The sequence below is a fragment of the Candidatus Woesebacteria bacterium genome (assembly GCA_016700095.1).
Taxonomy (GTDB): Bacteria; Patescibacteriota; Microgenomatia; order UBA8517; family UBA8517.
Genome location: CP065002.1, coordinates 1069422 through 1089465, shown reverse-complemented (window position 1 = coordinate 1089465; position 20044 = coordinate 1069422). Strand labels below are relative to the sequence as shown.

Genomic DNA, 20044 nt, shown 5'->3' with positions numbered 1-20044 from the left:
TTGTTATTTATGAACCTAAGAAATATAGGAATTTTGGCTCTTTTAGTCATTATAGCTGTTGGAGGATTGATTCTGTGGCGAAAGACCAATTTCTCTTCTTCCAATCAACAAGCAAATAATTCTCAAAATATAGAGAAAAAAGAGTATAAAGTAAGGGAAGGAAAAGTAATAGTATTGGGAAGACAGAACAAGAAAGAAATAACCGCAATCGACTTATCTGCAAAAGAAGGAGAATTTACTATTAAATTTACTCCTCATAATATTACTCTGATACCTGATAAAAAACAAATTTGGCTAACAGCAACTGCACCTGAAGAACAGTTTCAAGCAATAAGTAAGGAAAGTCTCGAACATATTCATTTATTGATGACTTCCGATCAAATATTTGTTGTTGATACTCAGACACATAATGTTGCAAAGAGATTAAACATAGGCATGCAGTTAGGGTTGACTGACTTGATAATTTCACCAGATGGTAAATACGCTTATACTTCAGCAGAAACTGGTAACGCGATATATAAAATTAACACAAGTACCTATAAAGTTGATTTAATACAACTGCCTCCCGAAAGTAAACCTCACCAACTTGCTCTATCTGCTGAGGGAACAAAACTTTATGCGAGAAACCAGACAAATAATAAAATGTTTCTTATTTCAATAAGCACTAATGAAGTTAAAAACCAAAATAACAATGAAGAAACAAAAAGCCTTAGATGGTCGAGCCATTAAATAAGTTGTTATGAATAGAAAGTTAATAATTTTAGCTGTTATATTAATCTTTGGAATAGGAGCATTTATTCTATGGCAAAGACAAAGCTTCCCTGTCTCAAATCAGCAAATAGGCATTTCGCAAAATATAAATACAGAGCGTGATCAATTGCTAGAAAATGATAGTGACAAGGATCGATCCTTTATTGAGGGTTTACGAAAGAGAGAGTTTAATGGTGGAGAAATAAAAATTGAAGAAGTGCTTCCTAATGAATCTAACTTTACTCCATATATCATTTCTTACACATCTGATAACCTTAAGATTTATGCAGCTATGAATATACCCGAAGGGATCGGACCTTTTCCTGTAATTCTTCTCAATCACGGTTACTATGACACTCAAACGTTTCAGACTGGAGATGGAACAAATGGAATGGCAACTATACTGGCAAACAATGGCTACATAACTTTGGCATCAGACTATCGGGGACATGGAAAGTCTGAAGGACAAGGTGGAGGGCATCAACCGGAATACGCCATAGACGTACTCAATTTACTCGCATCGGTCAAGAATATTGAAAAAGGAGATGCAAACCGAGTAGGTATGTGGGGGCATAGTATGGGTGGAGAAACTTCATTGCGAACTGTTGAAGCTACTGATGCAATTAAAGCTTTAGTTCTCTGGGCACCAACACTTGGTGGTGGTCATTCTTCGGATAACTCTCTCATGAGTAATCTTACAAAGAATAAAACTCCAATAAGTCTTCATCAAGGCCTATCTGACACAGAAGTTGATCCTGAGACAAGTATTATACTTTCAGACGCATTAAAAAAAGAAGGAAAGCAACTTGAGTACTTTGAATATGAAGGACAAGATCATAACTTTAGGAATTTAGGGTGGGATTTAATCTCGGAGAGAACCTTGGACTTTTATAACAAGCATCTGAAGTAGTGATTATTAATCTAACCTGCTACAATATGTAGTATGAAACCTTCTCTTGGTGAGCTTGAGCAGCAGATAATGGATATTGTATGGGAGTGCAAAAATTGTTCAGCACGAGATGTACTTAATAAACTTGAGACAGATAAAAAGCTTGCATACACTACAGTTGCAACAATTCTACAAAGACTCTTCGATAAAGGTCTCCTAACTCGAAAAGAAAATACTGCTGGGCATATTTACTCTCCTAAGATTTCAAAAGGAAAATATACTAAAAATGTAGCTCAATCGTTCTTAAAGAACTTCATTAGCTCTTTTGGTGATACTGCAATCGCTTCATTTGCGGATAGTATTGATAAACTGCCGGAAAAAAAGAGAAAGTATTTTTTAGAAGTTCTTGACGAGTATGATAAAAATAAATAAAAATCTTGCCTTATTTTCAGGGTTATTTCTTTTATTGGGAACGCTTTTATTTTACACGCTTCAAAAGTTTTCTCCGCTTTTAGGTCACGTTACATATTACTGTCAGTCATTACTAATAGAGGCAAATATGGTTCCAATTCCCTATTATCTCAGTATTATTCCTTTTGCGTTCCTTTTTATTATTTTAACGATCTCAATCATAAAATTTTTGATTTTATATATCAAAGTACAATTTCTGAAATATAAATTAGGAGGTAATGTCTTTGCTAACCAAAAGATCGATAAACTTATCATGCACCTTGGGTTGCAAGATAAGGTAAGCTTAGTAAAATCAAGTAAACACTTCGCATTTTGTCTAGGAATCAGAACTACTAAAATTTACATATCAACTGGTTTATTATCTCAACTGTCAGTAAAAGAAGTTGAGGCAGTACTTCTGCATGAACAATACCACTTAGAGAACAGGGATACATTTACTATGATAGTTGCCTCAGTCGCTCATTCGCTCTTCCCCTTCTTCCCACTTGTAGGTGATCTCATCACAAAATACAGAATTGATCGGGAGATCGCTGCTGACCAATATGCCGTTAAAAGGCTGGGTAATCATTACGCACTTATATCCGCCCTCAAAAAACTACTTGCTTTCCCAACTGTTCAGTCAGTGCCTGTTGCTGCAATTGCCGATCATGATACTCTAGAGCCAAGAATTTACTCATTAGTGGATAAACCATTTGTTAAAAAACAGTTTAAATTAAAACATCTACTAATCACAGTATTTTCTTCACTTATTCTTGCAACAATCTTTGTTGTGCCGGTACACGCTAAAGAGCTTCATCACGAAGAACATGATGTTATGATGTTGTGCGCAGATGGGGCGTGTATGAATTCATGCGCAAGTGAAAAAAGTTTAAATAAGTTTTATTCTGAAATACCAAATACTGAAGTAAATCAACCAAACGCATCACAACCATATACCCCAACACATTAGTAGCCTCTAATATTTTTTACCCTTGACATTCCTAAAGTAATACTACTACAATATGTAGTAGGTAGTTATTAGCTATATTATGGCTGAACAAACAGAAAATAAATACATAACGTTACGAGTTCCAAAGTTGAATAAAACACAACTATTGTTGATAGCTGCTTTAATGGTTGCATCCTTCCTAATTGGGTCTCTTTGGACAAAGATGCAGTACTTAGAAAAAGGTGGGGCTTTAGCAAAAGGAGCAACTGCAAACGCACAAGGTGCAGCACAGCAAGTCCCGCCTCAACAAGCTCCTCCGGAGGACACCACTCCAAAACAAGTTTCAATTGATGATGATCCTGTACTTGGTGATAAAAATGCAAAGGTTACTCTAATAGACTTTACAGATTATGAATGTCCATTCTGTAAACGATATTATGATGAGACATTCTCACAAATTAAAAAAGAATACATCGATACAGGTAAAGTAAAGTATGTTGTTCGAGATTTACCATTAAGCTTCCACGCAAATGCTCATAAAGAAGCACAGGCTGCTGAGTGTGCAAGAGAACAAGGAGGAGATGAAGCATACTTCAAATACCATGATGCAATATTTACCAAAACAACCTCAAATGGAACAGGGCTAGCACTTGATCAGTTATCAGTTATCGCGAATGATCTAGGGCTAGATGGCTCAGTTTTGCAATCATGTCTTGACTCAGATAAATATAAAGCCGAGGTAGATAAAGATTTGGCAGATGCTGCAGCTGTAGGTGCAACTGGCACACCAACATTTTTTATAGGTAAATCAACTTCTGATGGGGTTATTACTGGTACGCCGCTTGTGGGTGCTATGCCGTTTGCAACATTTAAAGCAGAAATAGATAAACAATTACAATAAATTATGAACTTGTGGGCAATATTTTTAACAGGACTTTTTACAGGTGGTCTTACTTGCCTTGCTGTGCAAGGAGGTCTTCTAGCCACAACAATTGCGCAGCGTGAAGAAGAAAAATTAAAAGAAAAAACCAAAAATTCTGGTAACGCATTACCTATCATTTCTTTTCTCATTGCGAAGGTAATTGCTTATACCATTCTTGGCTTCTTGCTTGGCTGGCTTGGTTCAGTTGTTCAGTTATCACTTACAGCGAAAATTATAATGACGGTTGCAGTTGCAGTCTTTATGATCGGGACGGCATTGAATCTTTTAAATGTACACCCGATATTCAGATACTTTATTATCCAGCCACCTAAGTTTCTAACAAAACTCGTGAGGAACCAGTCAAAAAGTAATAGCATTTTTGCACCTGCTATGCTTGGAGCGTTTACTGTGTTTATTCCCTGCGGGACGACACAGGCAATGATGGCGTTAGCGATTGCATCCGGTAACCCAGTATATGGAGCTGCAATACTTGCTGCTTTTACACTGGGAACTTCTCCAGTCTTTTTTACACTTGGGTATCTCGCAACGAGGCTCGGGGATGCAATGCATAAACGGTTTTTAAAAGTAGCAGCGTATGCACTTATTCTTCTTGCTGTATATAATCTTAATGGAGCGATAGCATTAACTGGAAGTAATCTGACACTCGATAATGTGTGGTCAAATTTCTATTGCACATTCACCTTTTGCGAAGGAGATTTTTCTCCTACTGCTCAGGCAGCAGTTGCCGTAACTGATGCAACAATTACTATTGATAACAATGGATATAATCCCAACAACATAAATGTTAAGGCTGGTTCCAAAGTAACTCTACGGTTAGTAAATAATGGTGGAGGTGGATGTGCACAGGCGTTTACTCTACCGAAGTACAATATCCAAAAAATCGTCACAAATGGAAACACTGATACGGTCACCTTTACCGCACCAAATGAACCAGGCACACAAATACCGTTCATGTGCAGTATGGGAATGTATAGAGGAACAATTAACGTAATATAAAACATATGCAAAAAGTAAAACTAAATATATTTGGTATGCATTGTACAAGCTGCGCTATGAATATAGATGGTGAGCTTGAGGATACTGAAGGGGTTAAAGAAGCAAAAACAAACTATGCAAAGCAGCAAACTGAGGTTACCTTTGATCCAGAGAAAATTTCAATAGATAAGATTATTTCTATAATTAAAAAACTTGATGATAGCTATGATGCAGAAATCAGTAAGGATTATGACAACTGAGAAGAGAGTAATTGGTGGAATAGCACTTTTAACAATATCTATACTAATTGGTGGAGTTTTCTTTTTATCAAAAGGTAGCGAATCATCTGTCCCTCCTGACCAGGTAGTAGCAAACAACGGGTTGCACTGGCATCCAAAGCTTACGATTATTATTAAAGGTCTGAAACAAGAACTTCCAGCTAATATTGGACTTGGAGCAGTGCATCAAAAGATTCATACTCACGATACAGATGCAAAAGATGGTGTGGTACATATAGAAGCGCAGGGAGTAGTTACGAAAGATGATACAAAACTTGGCAATTTCTTTAAAATTTGGGGGGAGGACTTTAACTCAACAACAATTTTAGATAAGAAAAACGGTCAAGATGGAACAGTTAAAATGCTTGTCAATGGAAAGGAAAATACTGATTTTGAAAATTACATGATGAAGGAGGGTGATAATATTGAAATTCGTTATGAATAATATGCAAAAAGTTCTAGCCGCGATTATTATTGGGATTGTGCTTGTGGGGGCAGGAATATACTTGTATTCAAATACTCAGAAGCAAAGAGAAAGTTCGAGTAAGACAGGAGAATATTCAAAAGAGGTAAATAATTATCCTGAAGCAAAAGCATCAAGAGTTGTTGAGCTAAAAAATGGTGATACCTATGATTTGACAGCAAGCATAGTCAAAAAAAATATTAATGGCACTGAAGTCAAAATGCTTGCGTATAATGGCTCAATTCCTGGTCCTTTAATTAAAGTAGACCAAGGCTCAGAAATTACTCTCAATTTTAAAAATGACACTGATGTTGATACAGCACTCCACTCACACGGAGTAAGGCTTGATAATCAATTTGATGGCGTAGTGGACGTTACCCAAGAAGCAATTAAAGTCGGTGAATCATTTACTTATAAAATAAAGTTTCCTGATGAAGGAATATATTGGTATCATCCACATCTTCGAGAAGACTATGCTCAAGAGCTGGGGTTATATGGTAATTATGTTGTGACACCAAATCAGTCAGATTATTGGGCAGAGGTTGATCGGGAAGAAGCACTGTTTCTTGATGATATTCTCATTCAAAATGGCAAAATAGCCTCTTTTAGTAAATCAGGAGCAAATCACACCCTGATGGGAAGATATGGAAATACCATGCTTATTAATGGTGATGACAAGTACAAACTATCTATAAAACAAGGTGAACGAGTCCGCTTATATCTTACGAATGCTGCCAATACCAGAGTATTTAACTTTTCAATTCCAAACACTCGAATGAGATTAGTAGGTGCAGATAACGGGAAATATGAAAAAGAAGAATGGGTGGACACAGTTGTAATAGGACCATCTGAGCGCTCAATAGTTGAAATCTGGTTTGAACAGTCAGGAGATTTCCAGATAGTTAATAAAACACCTGAAAAGACGTATACACTGGGCACAGTAGCTGTTGCTACTACTCCAGTTACCACATCTTATCTTCTTGTTCCAAGAGTAAATCAAGATTTTATCAACTCTCTTACAGCCCTTCGACCACTCTTTACAAAGCCTGCAGATAAAACACTCAATATGACGTTATCAATGATGGGGAATATGATGCAGCAAAATGAAAATAATGAAGGTATGCATAATATGCATGGTGGATCAATGATGAGTAATGAAGAAATGCCATTAAATGACGGGACGGTTCAGAAGATTGAGTGGGAAGATGATATGGGTCAGATGAATGTGATGTCTGATACAAAAATGATTAACTGGAAACTTGTTGATACAGAAACTAGGCAGGAGAATATGGATATAAAATGGCAGTTTAAAAAAGGTGACAAAATAAAACTCAAACTTATCAATGATCCAAAAGCACCACATCCAATGCAGCACCCTATTCATGTTCATGGACAACGTTTCTTAGTACTTAATACCAATGGTGTACCTAATCAAAATTTAGTCTGGAAAGACACAGTTCTTATCCAAACTGGTGATACTGTAGAGCTACTTGTCGAGATGGATAATCCGGGTGACTGGGTGCTTCACTGTCATATACCTGAGCATATGGAAGCGGGAATGATGTCACAGTTTGAAGTAATCTAAATTGTGGAGGAGGTGTAAATAATCTGAATAATAAAAAACTCCAAACATCTTGGCCTGTTTGGATCGTAGTCTTGACAATGGGAGCTTTTCTATTTTTTCAAAGATCTATTGATGTTTCGGTACTATTACTATTAACAATAGTTCTTCTATGCCCGATTATGATGACGTTTACAATAGGTGAAAAGAGGTATAAGCCAAATATTAAAAGGAAAGAGATCAAGGTATGACGAGGGAACACGAACATAATGTCGAACCAATAAGAGGAAGCATTTTTGTTTTAACTCTAAAACTTGCACTTATACTGTTTATTATAGACTCTCTTTACAGCCTTATATTTTATCTCCTTAATTTAGGCTTTGGTATTCCTTTTGATTTCCATCACCACATTTCAGTAATGCTCTTTATCACACAAATAGGAAAGATCATATTAGAAATTTTTCTCATTACTTATGTGATTTTGCAGTGGGCCAATAATACCTATTTTCTTACAGATAAGCATTTAATACAAAGAACTGGAATACTTAGCACAGAAGAAGATGTATTTCATTTCGAAAACATTAGATCTATTACAACACACCAGTCTTTATTAGGAAAGATTTTTAACTACGGAGATGTTATATTAAAAACAAGTGCTTCAGGAGGGTATCAAGGTGAAGTTACCCTGACAGGAATCTCTAATCCATATAAATACGAAAACGCTCTCAAAAAATCCTTTTGACTGTGTACTACAATAAGTAGTACAAATATATTATGCAGCTGAGAAATAGTTATGAGTAACAAAACATATTCCTGTCCAATGCATCCTGAAGTCAGAAAAGACAAACCTGGTGTTTGTCCTAAATGTGGTATGGCACTTGTTGAAGTAAAGAATGATAAACATGGAATGCATGAAAGCCATATGAGTCATGAGCACACAATGAAACCCATTGATGATATGTCCTTTTGGGAAAAAATAAAGATGAGCATGACTATGACAATGGGTATGGATCACACAGGAAAAGCAGGACGTGAGATGGCAAAGCTCATGGAAGAGGATATACGAAATAAGTTCTTTTTCTCGTTCATTTTAACGATCCCTATCCTTGCATATTCAATGGGTAGAATGCTGTTTAATTGGAACCTACCCTCACCAATTCCCATTCCCTGGCTTCTCTTTTTGCTAACAACACCGGTTTTCTTTTATGGTGGCTGGTTATTCTTGTATTCTTCTTACTATGAATTGAAAACCCGACGGCTAGGAATGTCTGTGCTTATCGCGGTGGGTATAACAGCAGCGTATGGTTTCAGTGTGATACTCACCCTGCTTGGGAGTCATGAAACATTCTATGAAGCAGCAGCAATGCTTATTACATTCGTCCTCTTTGGACATTGGATGGAGATGAAATCACGTCGTGGTACGACAGACGCTCTCCAAGCTTTGTTTAATTTAGTTCCACCCCAGGCAAGACTCCTTAGAAATGGAAAAGAGGAGTTGGTTTCAACTTCTGAGGTAAAAATCGGAGATATATTAGTATTAAAACCTGGTGATAAAGTGCCTGTTGATGGTGAAATTATTGAAGGTGAAACGGCAATTGATGAATCCCTCGTTACAGGAGAATCTATACCTGTTGCTAAAAGTAGTGGAGATCAGGTTATTGGGGGATCTATCAATCAATCAGGGTCAGTTCAGTTCAAAGCAACAAAAGTAGGAGAAGATACTGCTCTTTCACAAATAGCAAAAATGGTTGAAACAGCACAGAACTCCAAAGCTCCTGGACAAAAAATCGCCGATAAATTCGCTGGTTATTTGGTAATTCTTGCCGTAGGAAGCGGTCTACTTACTTTTGCCGTCTGGTATTTTATAGCAGGACAGCCTTTACTCTTTGCACTTACTTTTGCAATATCTGCTGTCGTAATCGCCTGTCCTGATGCATTAGGACTTGCAACACCTACTGCTGTTGCAGTTGGGACAGGACTTGGAGCAAAGCACAACATTCTTATTAAAGATGCTCCCACTCTTGAGCAGGTATCAAAAATTCAAGCCGTCGTGCTTGATAAAACGGGAACGTTAACAGAGGGTAAGCCTAAAATTACAAGCATGAGTAGTGTTAAGGGCTTCAGTGATAAAGAGGCTTTGCAACTTATTGGAGCTGCAGAAGCAAAGTCGAGCCATCCACTTGCAAATGCAGTTCTTGAAGAAATGAAGAGTAAAAAGATTAAGCTTCCAACCAGAATTGAAAAATTTGAGAATCTTTCAGGTTTAGGAGTACGGGCAGTCATTGAAGGAAAAAAGGTATTAGTGGGTACGGTAAAGCTCATGAGAGAAAATAATGTTGATGTTACACCACTTGATACTAAAATACAGTCATTTTTAAAAAGTGGACAAACAATCATGGTTCTTGCCGTGAACGGACAAGTAAAAGCCGTTGTTGGTGCAGCTGACCCTATTAAAGAAAATGCCAAAAAAGCAGTTGATCGGATGAATGAGCTAGGTATCGAAACAGCTATGATTACAGGAGATAATGAAACCACAGCTCTTGCAGTAGCGAAAAAACTTGGAATAAAGCGAGTGTTTGCGGATGTAATGCCAGAGGATAAAGCTTCTTATGTTAAGAAATTACAAAAAGAAGGAAAATTTGTCGCAATGGTTGGAGATGGCGTGAATGATGCCCCAGCACTTGCTCAAGCAGATATAGGAATCGCTATTGGTGCGGGGACTGATGTTGCAATAGAAACTGCAAGGGTCGTTCTTATGAAGTCAGATCCGGCTGATGTTATCAGGGCGATTAGGCTTTCAAAAGCAACGGTAAGGAAAATGAAACAAAATCTCTTTTGGGCATCAATTTATAACGTCTTAGCTATACCTGTTGCTGCAGGTGTTCTATACCCTGCATTTAATATTTCACTAAGACCCGAAATTTCAGCACTCTTGATGAGTGTCTCTTCAATTATCGTTGCAACAAATGCAGTTCTATTGAAGAGGTCAGAAAAAGACCTTATAACTGTATAATTTAGATTAATCCTCATAGTATTTTGCGTCTGGACTTCCCTTAATTGTTGCGGTACCTTGTTCCCTGATATGAACTACCAGAATAACTTGTTACAGCAAGCAGTTCTACCGCAAGTACAGACCGTTGAATATTGTCTCTATGCCCGAAAATCAACTGAGGATGATGAACGGCAAGCCATGTCAATTGACTCTCAAATCAAAGAAATGAATGACATGGCGATAAAAGAAGGACTATTTATCAAAGAGATTCGCAAAGAAAGTCATTCAGCCAAACTTTCGGGGCAGCGACCAGTCTTTAATCAGCTCCTCAATGATCTTCGTAATGGAATGTTCACAGGGATTTTAACATGGGCTCCAGATAGATTATCAAGGAATGCAGGAGATTTAGGAATGCTTGTAGATATGATGGATGGCGGAAAACTCATCCACATTAAAACATTCACGCAAGCATTCTCAAACAGCCCAAGTGATAAGTTTTTACTTATGATCCTTTGCTCTCAAGCCAAACTTGAGAATGACCAGAAAGGAATAAATGTAAAAAGAGGTATCAGAGCGAAATGTAACATGGGATGGAGACCGGGAATGCCGCCAATCGGTTATTTCAATAGAGCCATGGCTGGCATAAAAGATATTATTCCTGATCCTGAAAGAGCACCATTTGTGACAGAAATGTTTGAAAGGGTTGCGAAAAATGGTGATAGCGGAAGAACTCTCAAGAAGTGGCTCGATTCTTGTTTAACAACCAGAGCAGGAAAGAAAGTAACACTCAGTCAAATTTACTTGATGCTTAAAAACCCGTTCTATTATGGAGAATTTGAGTATCCTATCGGAAGTGGTAATTGGTACAAAGGGTCACATAAACCACTAATTAGCAAAGAGCTATTTGATCAAGTACAAAAACAGCTTGTAGCTCCAAAGAAAGCAAAATGGGGTAGCAAAACCTTTACCTTCAAAGAACTGTTCAAATGTGCGAGTTGCGGTTCACTGGTTATTGGTGAAGATAGATACAGAAAGCGAAAATATGGAGAACCACGCTATCACATTTACTATCACTGTACGAGGCAGAAAAAGTATGGTTGCCCGGAACCATATCTCACAGAGGAAAAGCTAGTAAAGCAAATATTACGATACCTAAACTTCATGTATATGGCGCATCCGCAGATATTTACTTTTAAGTTATTTATAAAAGAAAGTATGGAATCTTACAAGAAAATGCGAGATGAGATTTTGTGGGCGCAAGACATTAACCCTGAAAACAAGCCTGTTCACTTTATGGATTATGCGAACTACATTTTCAGAAATGGAACGATGCTGGAAAAACGAGAAGTAACGAATATATTAAATCGGCAACTCTATATCCACAACGAAACTGTTACCTCAGTACCGTTAATTTAAAACTATTTCTATCGCTTCTTTTGCAACTTTTTCCAGGAAACAGCAACAACTCCAAGAATTAAAAGACCACCAGTTACTAACATAAAATTTATATTAGGATTTGAAGGCTGTCTTTCACTACCTTCGGAGGATGATAAGTCCTGAGTGTTCCCACTCGGTGAATATCCCGTACCTAAAACAGCTAAATCTTCAGAAGTAAGTGCATCGGATACTTCTTTATTTCCCATACAGGCATTTGTTTTAAGATTACCGGAGTCCATCTTAAGAAAAAGGAGATACTTTTTATCTTCCTCAAACGAAAAATCAACAGATGTTACTGCTCCTTGAGATTCTTGTCCGCTTACCTGAATCTGAGAAGGTCCACCATGACCTTTAAAATATAGTTCCACATTAACTATAGCTGAAGTATCAGAAATGCTTGCTACACGGCCTAACACAACTATATCTGCCTGTTCTTTGTATTCAGCAAGTGATGTAGGAGGAGCACAAGAGGCAAAAGCAGTGCGAGGGGAAAAAGAAAATAAAGAAGGAATTACAATTAAGAGGATCAATAGTACATTTCTGAGACGCATATAGTTATATAAGGATTATAGCAAAATGAGGGGTTAGAATCCTTATTCTCTGGGTTAAGTAGGACATATATGAATCCAGCCTTGATATTGGAATTTTAAGAGTATTTTGCCGGTCCGAATGTTTCCCGTCTTGAAGGGGCTTTTAGCAAGCCCCTTCAAGCTAAATAGAGAATACGGTCACCTAGGGGTGCCCGTCTTAGCTGCCCGGCAAGGATTCGAACCTCGATTATACGGTTCAGAGCCGCATGTCCTACCATTAGACGACCGGGCAATGGAGGATTAACTAAATCACCAACCAGATTATACTTCAAAATATGCTTTAGGTCATGCCTTGCATGACATGTCCTACCACTTGCGTGAGAATACTCACTGAGTTTCACTGAGACGACCGGGCAATGGAGGATTAACTAAATCACCAACCAGATTATACTTCAAAATATGCTTTAGGTCATGCCTTGCATGACATGTCCTACCACTTGCGTGAGAATACTCACTGAGTTTCACTGAGACGACCGGGCAATGGAGGATTAACTAAATCACCAACCAGATTATACTTCAAAATATGCTTTAGGTCATGCCTTGCATGACATGTCCTACCACTTGCGTGAGAATACTCACTGAGTTTCACTGAGACGACCGGGCATTGAAAGTTTTCAGAAGTATTATAACAAAATATCAAAAAGATGATGAAAAATCATCTGTAACCCGAGTATTTAGAGCATGTTGTATTTAAACACTGGCGTCCTAATATTGTAGTTTTAATTCCAGGTGTATCTGAACAGTAAGCAGTTCCATTGGGAACACTATTTTCAAGCTCTGCCCTCACACGCTGACCGATTTCTATACATCCATATTCGATAGGAACTACAACAGTTTTAATAACGACTTCTCTTGCCATGCAGAGAATTATATCAAAATATGTTAGAAAAGGCACATGCCAAACAAATACAAAAGAATCTAATAACTTACAGTTAGTTCTCCTTTTTCCACTTCATTTGAATAAATCGAATAGGGAATTTCGTTTAGTATTTTTTCCCTTTTTCCATCGCTACTCATTTCACTTCTTTCTAAAGTGACAATAAAATTTCCTTGTCCGACACGGTGGAGATACGAGATATTGTCAAGAGATCCTTCTTGTAATACTGTATTAACATCCAAATATTTTACATAGAAATTAGCATTTACTAAATTTGCCGGAAGGTTTTCTATTGTCACATTTACTCTATTATCTGTATTTGGATTACCAACTTGATAAGTTAATTCGTGTGATGAAGAATTTAAAAAATCTTCTATTTTTACTTTATCAATATCTTTTACTCGTTTGTATTCCAAATACCTATTTATATTAAAGGAGCGAAAATCTGGATTTTCATATTCGTTTTCCAGATCATTGATTTTATAAAATAAAATTGACATAGCTTGATAGCGGTCGCTTAAATTGTCACCCGATGCATTATCTGCCAAGATATTTTTGACTTGATAGGCAAATGAAGAGGAATCGGCAGAAAGCTGAGCGAGATAGACATAATCGACGCCCTGATGTGTTTTTGATTTTGAACAAAAATATATTAGCTTGTCAAAATTCACCAAGTTAATACATATTAAAGTTGCAAAAGTTACTACTACACTTAAACGGAGAAACTTTTCCTCTTTTGCTTTCTTTAAGTAAGAAATTACGTATATTACCAGTATGATGAATAACCACACTACAAGTGTATAACCGTAAAGTCTTTTTTGTGTGAAACCCCAATTATAGGTGTAATCATAAACACTTTTTAAAGCCATGACATTTAAGAAAAACATTTGCAGTATAAGTATGTACGAGGTTAGTTGATTCCATGTTTTTCTTGCTTTATCTGCATAGATCAAAAGAAATGAAACGAGTGAAACAAAACACAATTGCCCAAATATCTCTCTGGCATATTTGGAATTGGTATATCCCATGTCCAGTAAATCTTGGCTTGACGATAGGTATAATTTGATTTGAGTAGCAAAAAAGATACATAAAACAATGATGACGGTTACTTTGGGAATAATGAAACGGATGGTGGGTGTTAATTTAAACAAAAGGGTTTCTAGTATTTTTCCGCTTTTACTTGCAAAACGAACTGCCCTTGGCACGAAAATTACAAAAAATATTACAAGCAGTGTTCGAATTATATAGACAAATAAGTTATCGACAAAGATTAACTTTGTTAGGCGATTGTCAAATAGTTTCAGTACTAAGTTATTAAACATAGGATTTGCCATCATAAGCGCCGGGGTGATGATGAATAAGATGATTAAACTAAGAAGTACAGAAAAAAAGTATATATTGCGTTTGTCGTTTTTGGAAACAAATAAATTTACTTTGGTACTTAGTAAATTTATAAATACTACGAAAGGCGAAAGAAGTGTCGAGACAAGTGATTTAGGTTTTTTGTTTTCTAAAACCAACTCAGACATTGCATAAAGTAATGCCGACAAGTTTATAAAGGTTAGAAAACCATTTGAGCGAGACACCAATAAAACACTTAAAATCACGACCAATGCAAACAATAATTTAACTGATAAAGTTTTTTGATATTTGCCAAGAAATATCAAATACGAAACTAGCAATGCCGAAAGCGCAAATCCCAAGTAGGGGAAATATCTAAAATTGGTAATTAAGTAAGATAAAAGGACACTAACAAAAAAATATACAAAACCCATTTGGTTTAATTATATCAGGAGATGTAAAATTGAAATGTAATTTGAGACTGTGCATATAGTTAGCAGTTTTGAATGGTAGAAAGCACTGAGTGAATTATAATGTTGTCGGTTGGAAGTTGTGTGTTGGTAGTCAGTAATAGTATGCCCTTGTAGTTTAATGGATAGAATACGCCCCTCCGAAGGGTGAGATCCAGGTTCAAATCCCGGCAAGGGCACAGAATTATCTCGGAAAACCTCGAGGTATATCTTCGTCGTTGTCAGGATAAGAATCTTCATCTGTCACTGGATCGTTTTCTCTCAGGATTCTTTCATGTCTCTCGTCCTCATCACCTTCTTCTTCTTTTTGTGGTGGATCGACTTCATGTTTCATATGTCGAAAATATTACATGGATATGTCCGATTCAAAGAAGTGTAAATGGAGGCAATTACCTTTTCACAAACAAAATCGCATTTGGAATATTTCTACCTGGACCCGCCTTATATCCACTCGACCAAAGCGCGGTTGAACCACCACTGTCGAGATTCATCGCGTTTTCCATGCCCAGTGATTTCATTACGTGCGCACTTTCCGCAACCGTTACACCGCTAGCCACGCCGATATAAACCGTATTGCCTTTGTTTGCGACAAAACTTCTAGCCCCGCGACTTCCTTTTTTGGGATCATCATCACCGCCAAAGGTGATATTGCCATTCAATAAAGTCAGCGGATAATTAGAGATAACACCATCAACTGAGGTATCTCTGCCCCATTGCGAAGCGCTTGATACAAATCTGACGTAACCATTTCCAAAAATCACCGCCGGATTATTGCTGTAGACGTTGTTTCCTGAATTGAAGTAGTATTTATTCTTGTTCATGACAAGAAGGTCAAAAGTGTTTGTTTTTCCAGCACACGAAGGATAACTGGCGGGACAAAAGTAGGTACCATTTATACCCGCAAAGGCGCCGTTTCGCGATACATAATCAGCAAGGGAAAGTACGGGGCAATCGTTTCCGCAGTCACCTTCACTTGCCGTATCGACTATTACCCTTGTACTACCAATATCTGCCGCAACCATACTTACAACAAATGTACCAACATCTGTTGTAACACTTTGTCTACTGTATCCCGTGCCGGGAGGAGTGTTGCTTGATGCTATGTTTGCAGGAATTGTCGGCTGAGCAGCTGCAGCAATTTTTGCCTCAACCTCATCAATATTTTTGGTCAACTCTTTTAGTTTTTCATTTGCTTCACTGTATTTTCTCTCTGATAAAAGAGTGAGGGAGCTGGTGAAAAGATCATCAAGTTTGTCATCGGTTTCTGTTTTATCTTTTAATTTGAGCAAGTTCTCATAAACACTAACCGCGGTATCATAAGAAATCTCCATACTTTTTATAGTTGCATTTAGTTCCTCGTTTCTTTTTATTTGATCCTGGGTTTTTAGGTTTTCCAGTTCTTGGGAAATATTTTCCAGACTTACCTTGTAATCATTTTCATTTTGCAAAGATTTACTAAGTGAAGCTTTTATAGAATTACTATTTGTATAAGAAAAGTAATAGGAGGCACCAAGAAAAGTGACAATGAAAGACAAGAGTGCGATTGAGACTATTTTGAAATCTATTTTTCTGAGAATTGTGGGTTTTGGAAAAGTAATTCCTGGAAGTCTAGTAGTTTTCATTAGTTAAGACTAGCATATCGAAAGTTGGCTTGCTATTTTGGGTCGTGGTGGGTAATGCAAATAAGATTTATTGTGCATCTGGAAACATGAGGGCGTTGTATCTTGCCTCTTTTTTTTCTCTTCTTACGGACAACAGACCATCTTCTTTTTTTATAAAAACGATTGGTAGTTCAGGTCTTTTAGCTTTTTTTAAAAGCAACTGAAGTTGCATTGTCTGTTATCTCGACCCACTGAGGGCTGAGACTTGCTTTGGGAAATGGTTTCCAGTGCCTGACATCTCTACCGGTTTTAGGATCATGCGTATCTACTAAATACCACGCTTTTTCACCGCCACGTATATAGAGAGTGTTCCCAAGACCTAATTTGGCTTCCACTTTTGCTTCTGGTGCACAAAATTCAATATCTAATCGAGGACCAACGTCTGTTGGCGTGTTTACGGAAAATGCTCTATCAGCAATAATTCTTTTCTGTCCTGGGATTAAAAAGTTAGTATTTTGAATCACTTCTTCTGCCATATTGAGAATATTATATCTTAAATTTTATGAAATCCAAATTAAAAACCCTGTTTTAATTCCAGGGTTTTTAATTAATTATGTGTCTACTCTCTTTTTCTTTCTAGGGTGGTAGACCTCTTTTCATGATATTTATGTTTTGATCCGGATACTATATATGTTTTGGCTAGCCGCCTTAAGTTATTCCAGATCAATTCCTATATATTTATATTAGTAAGATTGTTAACAGCATGCTTGAGACTAATCTGTACACAAACAAACTAAATGTGAGGAAATTCTCTGAGTAATCTGAGCGAATTGCGTTACACTATTTTCGAGTCAAGAAATTTTATACTGTTTGACAAGTAGATATTTTCAGCACAATATAAATGTATGGACAAAAAGATCTTAAATGCGGTAGCCAAAAAGTTGGTTGCCGACGGGAAAGGAATTTTAGCTTCAGATTCAAGCGTCGGCTCAATGACAAGACGTCTCGAAAAAGTTGGTATCGAATCAACCAAAGAGACCAGGATGGCATTTAGGGATATTTTCATTACCTCGGAAGGTCTAGAAGATTACATCACAGGAGTAATTTTGTTTGATGAAACGATTAGAGAATATTCCGACGGGGGAGATTTGTTTACAAAAATCTTACTTGACAAAGGTGTCATGCCCGGAATAAAAGTTGATAAAAAAGCATGGCCAATGGCGAATTTTCCGGGTGAAATGTTGGCGGAAGGATTGGATGGATTACGCGACAGATTAATTGAATATAAGAATATGGGTGCGACATTTGCGAAGTGGCGGGCTGTAATTACTATTGGCGAGGGTATACCGACAGACACATGCATTAATTCTAATGCGGAAAGTTTAGCTCGCTATGCCGCACTTTGCCAAGAAGTGGACATTGTTCCGGTTGTTGAACCCGAGGTTGTTATGGATGGAAGTCACGACATGGAAAGGTGTGAATCAGTGACCTACTCCACACTTAAAAAAGTATTTACAAAACTTACGGAACATAGGATTTATTTAGGTGGGATGATATTAAAGCCGAATATGATACTTCCGGGAAAAGACAGTAAGCAAAAAATTGAAGATGATAAAGTTGCCGAAGCAACTTTCCGTGTATTAAACGAAGTAGTTCCGGATGAAGTACCAGGAGTTGTCTTTTTGTCTGGAGGGCAAAGTGCAGACGACGCAACAAGGCGTCTTAATTTAATTGCCCAAAGATCAGTTGAGGCACCTTGGGAAGTAAGTTTTTCGTTTGAACGAGCGCTTCAGGAAGATGCATTGAATGCGTGGGAAGGTAAGAAAGAAAATGTTGAGAAAGCGAAAGCGGAATTTATCAAGCGAGCGAAAAAAGTTTGCAGCGCAAGAAAAGGAGAACTATAAGCAAATCTAAAACACCTTCAATGCGTCTTTGATATAGAATTCTCCAACCTTCGTTCTTTTTATTTCGTATGCGACTGCACCGCAACCCAACATTTCACCCAATGTTTGGCAGATTGATCTGACATACGTACCGCTTTGGCATTTTACCCTATATTTAACGAGAACAAATTTGTCATTGCTATGTGTGGTAAGAAATGTGTTCCAAGTTTTGAGGATTTTATCTTGTCTGAAATCTCCGTCTACCATCTTGATTCTTTTAGTAACATTTTGGAGTAATTTTACTTGTGTTATTTCACGTATTTTCACGATCTTTAGCGAATGTATATTAACAACTTTAGTTGGAATATCAATTGTGTCTAGTAAATTCTCTCTTGCCCATTTGTAAAGCGGTTTTCCTTTAATCGTCTTTGACGAGTACACGGGATAAACTTGTCGATATGAACCAACTAATTTGCTTGAACATTTTCTAATATTCTTCAATAGGTCATCCGAGTAAATAACGTGTTTGTAATTAGTAATTAAGCCCAACAAATCGTAAGTATCGGTATTAATGCCCAGTAGTAGGTCAAATTCGTATTCTTTGTCCAAGTTTTGATACGTAGTTCGATTTTTGGTTTCAGGATGAATTAGTATTAAAAGTACTCCGTGAGCCATGGGATCAAGCCTACCCGCGTAACCGATTTTCAAGTTTTTGTATGTAGGTATAATTTCTTGTAATTTTTTAACTACCTCAAACGGTGTTTTCCCACGAGGTTTGTAAATATTAAGAACTTTTGGCATGTACTATTATATAATCAAATTATGTTTTTGTTGGTCGACAAAAGTAAGGGCGTTACCTCACACGATGTTGTGAACTCGGTTAGAAAGATTACCGGTGAAAAAAGAGTGGGGCATGCCGGTACACTTGACCCAAATGCGACTGGACTACTAATTATTGCTGTGGGTCGCGACTCGACAAAAAAATTAGACTCTCTTACCAATCATGCAAGTAAAACATACCTTGCGACACTTATGCTCGGCGAAGAAAGGGATTCCGACGATATTGAAGGGAGAGTTATCAATAAAATTGAGATAGACAAAATTAATATTCCAAGTAGTGCAAAAGTTGTGACCGTTTTAAATAGCTTCGTTGGGGAACAAAAACAAATACCACCTATTTTTTCTGCAATCAAAGTTAAAGGAAGAAAGTCTTATCAGTTGGCCAGAAAGGGAAATATAGTAGAACTTAAACCACGAACAATAATGATTCATTCTATTAAACTAATCGATTATGAGTTTCCCAAACTTATTATTGACTGTGATGTATCAAGCGGAACATATATTCGCGCCATAGCTCGAGATGTAGGACGAAAACTAAACATGTATGGTTACTTGGAAGATTTAAGAAGGACGAAAATCGGAGATTTCAAGGTGGATAATGCCGTAGATTTACATAAATTAAAGACTGACAATTGGATAAAGTATGCTATAGAATTATAAACTACCAACGTTGTTAAAGTTTGGAGTTAATTACTTAGCTAAGCGAGTTTAATTAGTGCGCCAAATTTAAAAACCGACATCCGCAAGATTATCAA

21 protein-coding genes and 2 tRNA genes are annotated in these 20044 nt (G+C 37.1%); 15 read left to right on the top strand and 8 right to left on the bottom strand.

From position 1 onward, the window contains the following. The first annotated feature begins 9 nt into the window (after positions 1-9). The 12 genes from IPM62_05425 (at position 10) to IPM62_05370 (ending at position 11666) form a co-directional block, all read left to right on the top strand. Positions 10-729: a hypothetical protein gene (locus IPM62_05425; GenBank protein QQS38791.1), complete on the top strand. Its 720-nt coding sequence runs from the start codon at positions 10-12 to the stop codon at positions 727-729. A 10-nt stretch (positions 730-739) separates the two neighbouring features. Beyond that, complete coding sequence (locus IPM62_05420) at positions 740-1660, top strand: alpha/beta fold hydrolase (GenBank protein QQS38790.1); 921 nt, start codon at positions 740-742, stop codon at positions 1658-1660. A gap of 33 nt (positions 1661-1693) precedes the next feature. Further along, on the top strand, positions 1694-2071 hold the full coding sequence (locus IPM62_05415) for a BlaI/MecI/CopY family transcriptional regulator (GenBank protein ID QQS38789.1): 378 nt from the start codon (positions 1694-1696) through the stop codon (positions 2069-2071). Next, positions 2055-3059, top strand: coding sequence for a M56 family metallopeptidase (locus IPM62_05410; GenBank protein QQS38788.1), 1005 nt, complete (start codon positions 2055-2057; stop codon positions 3057-3059). The genes IPM62_05415 and IPM62_05410 overlap by 17 nt, the downstream gene beginning before the upstream one ends. Before the next feature lie 79 nt (positions 3060-3138). Next, a complete protein-coding gene (locus tag IPM62_05405; protein QQS38787.1) occupies positions 3139-3939 on the top strand; it encodes a DsbA family protein in 801 nt (266 codons plus the stop codon). A gap of 3 nt (positions 3940-3942) precedes the next feature. Continuing rightward, positions 3943-4977: a sulfite exporter TauE/SafE family protein gene (locus tag IPM62_05400; GenBank protein QQS38786.1), complete on the top strand. Its 1035-nt coding sequence runs from the start codon at positions 3943-3945 to the stop codon at positions 4975-4977. A 5-nt stretch (positions 4978-4982) separates the two neighbouring features. Beyond that, a complete protein-coding gene (locus tag IPM62_05395) occupies positions 4983-5216 on the top strand; it encodes a heavy-metal-associated domain-containing protein (protein QQS38785.1) in 234 nt (77 codons plus the stop codon). Further along, complete coding sequence (locus tag IPM62_05390; GenBank protein ID QQS38784.1) at positions 5206-5679, top strand: hypothetical protein; 474 nt, start codon at positions 5206-5208, stop codon at positions 5677-5679. The genes IPM62_05395 and IPM62_05390 overlap by 11 nt, the downstream gene beginning before the upstream one ends. After that, positions 5672-7282, top strand: a complete 1611-nt coding sequence (locus IPM62_05385) for a multicopper oxidase family protein (protein ID QQS38783.1) — start codon at positions 5672-5674, stop codon at positions 7280-7282. The genes IPM62_05390 and IPM62_05385 overlap by 8 nt, the downstream gene beginning before the upstream one ends. A gap of 223 nt (positions 7283-7505) precedes the next feature. Beyond that, entirely contained in the window at positions 7506-8000 is a 495-nt protein-coding gene (locus IPM62_05380) for a PH domain-containing protein (protein ID QQS38782.1), read from the top strand. Positions 8001-8078: 78 nt separating this feature from the next. Continuing rightward, on the top strand, positions 8079-10271 hold the full coding sequence (locus tag IPM62_05375; protein ID QQS39591.1) for a copper-translocating P-type ATPase: 2193 nt from the start codon (positions 8079-8081) through the stop codon (positions 10269-10271). Positions 10272-10340: 69 nt separating this feature from the next. Further along, positions 10341-11666, top strand: coding sequence for a recombinase family protein (locus IPM62_05370; protein QQS38781.1), 1326 nt, complete (start codon positions 10341-10343; stop codon positions 11664-11666). 8 nt (positions 11667-11674) lie between these two features. On the opposite strand, the gene IPM62_05365 is transcribed toward IPM62_05370, so the two are convergent. From IPM62_05365 to IPM62_05350, 4 genes are all read right to left on the bottom strand, one after another. Beyond that, the gene (locus IPM62_05365; protein ID QQS38780.1) at positions 11675-12238 is read right to left on the bottom strand and encodes a hypothetical protein; all 564 of its coding nucleotides are present in this window, start codon (positions 12236-12238) and stop codon (positions 11675-11677) included. A gap of 200 nt (positions 12239-12438) precedes the next feature. Continuing rightward, a tRNA-Gln gene (locus tag IPM62_05360) sits at positions 12439-12509 on the bottom strand. Between the two features lie 423 nt (positions 12510-12932). Further along, on the bottom strand, positions 12933-13136 hold the full coding sequence (locus IPM62_05355) for a hypothetical protein (protein ID QQS38779.1): 204 nt from the start codon (positions 13134-13136) through the stop codon (positions 12933-12935). A gap of 59 nt (positions 13137-13195) precedes the next feature. Beyond that, positions 13196-14929 (bottom strand): DUF4173 domain-containing protein, encoded by a 1734-nt coding sequence (locus IPM62_05350; protein ID QQS38778.1) that lies wholly within the window; start codon positions 14927-14929, stop codon positions 13196-13198. A 143-nt stretch (positions 14930-15072) separates the two neighbouring features. Between IPM62_05350 and IPM62_05345 the strand changes: the two genes are divergently transcribed. Further along, positions 15073-15144: transfer RNA gene (locus IPM62_05345), tRNA-Arg, on the top strand. A gap of 5 nt (positions 15145-15149) precedes the next feature. Here IPM62_05345 and IPM62_05340 read toward each other — a convergent pair. The 3 genes from IPM62_05340 to IPM62_05330 form a co-directional block, all read right to left on the bottom strand. Next, on the bottom strand, positions 15150-15299 hold the full coding sequence (locus IPM62_05340; protein QQS38777.1) for a hypothetical protein: 150 nt from the start codon (positions 15297-15299) through the stop codon (positions 15150-15152). Between the two features lie 55 nt (positions 15300-15354). After that, positions 15355-16587, bottom strand: a complete 1233-nt coding sequence (locus tag IPM62_05335) for a phosphodiester glycosidase family protein (GenBank protein QQS38776.1) — start codon at positions 16585-16587, stop codon at positions 15355-15357. Positions 16588-16766: 179 nt separating this feature from the next. Next, entirely contained in the window at positions 16767-17102 is a 336-nt protein-coding gene (locus tag IPM62_05330; GenBank protein ID QQS38775.1) for a hypothetical protein, read from the bottom strand. Positions 17103-17471: 369 nt separating this feature from the next. Between IPM62_05330 and IPM62_05325 the strand changes: the two genes are divergently transcribed. After that, positions 17472-18470, top strand: a complete 999-nt coding sequence (locus tag IPM62_05325) for a fructose-bisphosphate aldolase class I (protein QQS38774.1) — start codon at positions 17472-17474, stop codon at positions 18468-18470. A 6-nt stretch (positions 18471-18476) separates the two neighbouring features. Here the strand turns inward: IPM62_05325 and IPM62_05320 are convergent, their stop codons facing one another. Next, entirely contained in the window at positions 18477-19250 is a 774-nt protein-coding gene (locus IPM62_05320) for a hypothetical protein (protein ID QQS38773.1), read from the bottom strand. 21 nt (positions 19251-19271) lie between these two features. Between IPM62_05320 and truB the strand changes: the two genes are divergently transcribed. Continuing rightward, the gene (gene truB / locus IPM62_05315; GenBank protein QQS38772.1) at positions 19272-19949 is read left to right on the top strand and encodes a tRNA pseudouridine(55) synthase TruB; all 678 of its coding nucleotides are present in this window, start codon (positions 19272-19274) and stop codon (positions 19947-19949) included. The last annotated feature ends 95 nt before the right edge of the window (positions 19950-20044 follow it).

Bases quoted from the DNA above. Each gene is read 5' to 3' on its own strand.
- IPM62_05350 (QQS38778.1), bottom strand. From the start codon at position 14,929: ATGGGTTTTGTATATTTTTTTGTTAGTGTCCTTTTATCTTACTTAATT.
- IPM62_05375 (QQS39591.1), top strand. From the start codon at position 8,079: ATGCATCCTGAAGTCAGAAAAGACAAACCTGGTGTTTGTCCTAAATGT.
- IPM62_05355 (QQS38779.1), bottom strand. From the start codon at position 13,136: ATGGCAAGAGAAGTCGTTATTAAAACTGTTGTAGTTCCTATCGAATAT.
- IPM62_05320 (QQS38773.1), bottom strand. From the start codon at position 19,250: ATGCCAAAAGTTCTTAATATTTACAAACCTCGTGGGAAAACACCGTTT.
- IPM62_05425 (QQS38791.1), top strand. From the start codon at position 10: ATGAACCTAAGAAATATAGGAATTTTGGCTCTTTTAGTCATTATAGCT.
- IPM62_05395 (QQS38785.1), top strand. From the start codon at position 4,983: ATGCAAAAAGTAAAACTAAATATATTTGGTATGCATTGTACAAGCTGC.
- IPM62_05365 (QQS38780.1), bottom strand. From the start codon at position 12,238: ATGCGTCTCAGAAATGTACTATTGATCCTCTTAATTGTAATTCCTTCT.
- IPM62_05340 (QQS38777.1), bottom strand. From the start codon at position 15,299: ATGAAACATGAAGTCGATCCACCACAAAAAGAAGAAGAAGGTGATGAG.
- IPM62_05370 (QQS38781.1), top strand. From the start codon at position 10,341: ATGAACTACCAGAATAACTTGTTACAGCAAGCAGTTCTACCGCAAGTA.
- IPM62_05385 (QQS38783.1), top strand. From the start codon at position 5,672: ATGAATAATATGCAAAAAGTTCTAGCCGCGATTATTATTGGGATTGTG.
- IPM62_05415 (QQS38789.1), top strand. From the start codon at position 1,694: ATGAAACCTTCTCTTGGTGAGCTTGAGCAGCAGATAATGGATATTGTA.
- IPM62_05380 (QQS38782.1), top strand. From the start codon at position 7,506: ATGACGAGGGAACACGAACATAATGTCGAACCAATAAGAGGAAGCATT.
- IPM62_05330 (QQS38775.1), bottom strand. From the start codon at position 17,102: ATGGCAGAAGAAGTGATTCAAAATACTAACTTTTTAATCCCAGGACAG.
- IPM62_05410 (QQS38788.1), top strand. From the start codon at position 2,055: ATGATAAAAATAAATAAAAATCTTGCCTTATTTTCAGGGTTATTTCTT.
- IPM62_05400 (QQS38786.1), top strand. From the start codon at position 3,943: ATGAACTTGTGGGCAATATTTTTAACAGGACTTTTTACAGGTGGTCTT.
- IPM62_05335 (QQS38776.1), bottom strand. From the start codon at position 16,587: ATGAAAACTACTAGACTTCCAGGAATTACTTTTCCAAAACCCACAATT.
- IPM62_05405 (QQS38787.1), top strand. From the start codon at position 3,139: ATGGCTGAACAAACAGAAAATAAATACATAACGTTACGAGTTCCAAAG.
- IPM62_05420 (QQS38790.1), top strand. From the start codon at position 740: ATGAATAGAAAGTTAATAATTTTAGCTGTTATATTAATCTTTGGAATA.
- IPM62_05390 (QQS38784.1), top strand. From the start codon at position 5,206: ATGACAACTGAGAAGAGAGTAATTGGTGGAATAGCACTTTTAACAATA.
- truB (QQS38772.1), top strand. From the start codon at position 19,272: ATGTTTTTGTTGGTCGACAAAAGTAAGGGCGTTACCTCACACGATGTT.
- IPM62_05325 (QQS38774.1), top strand. From the start codon at position 17,472: ATGGACAAAAAGATCTTAAATGCGGTAGCCAAAAAGTTGGTTGCCGAC.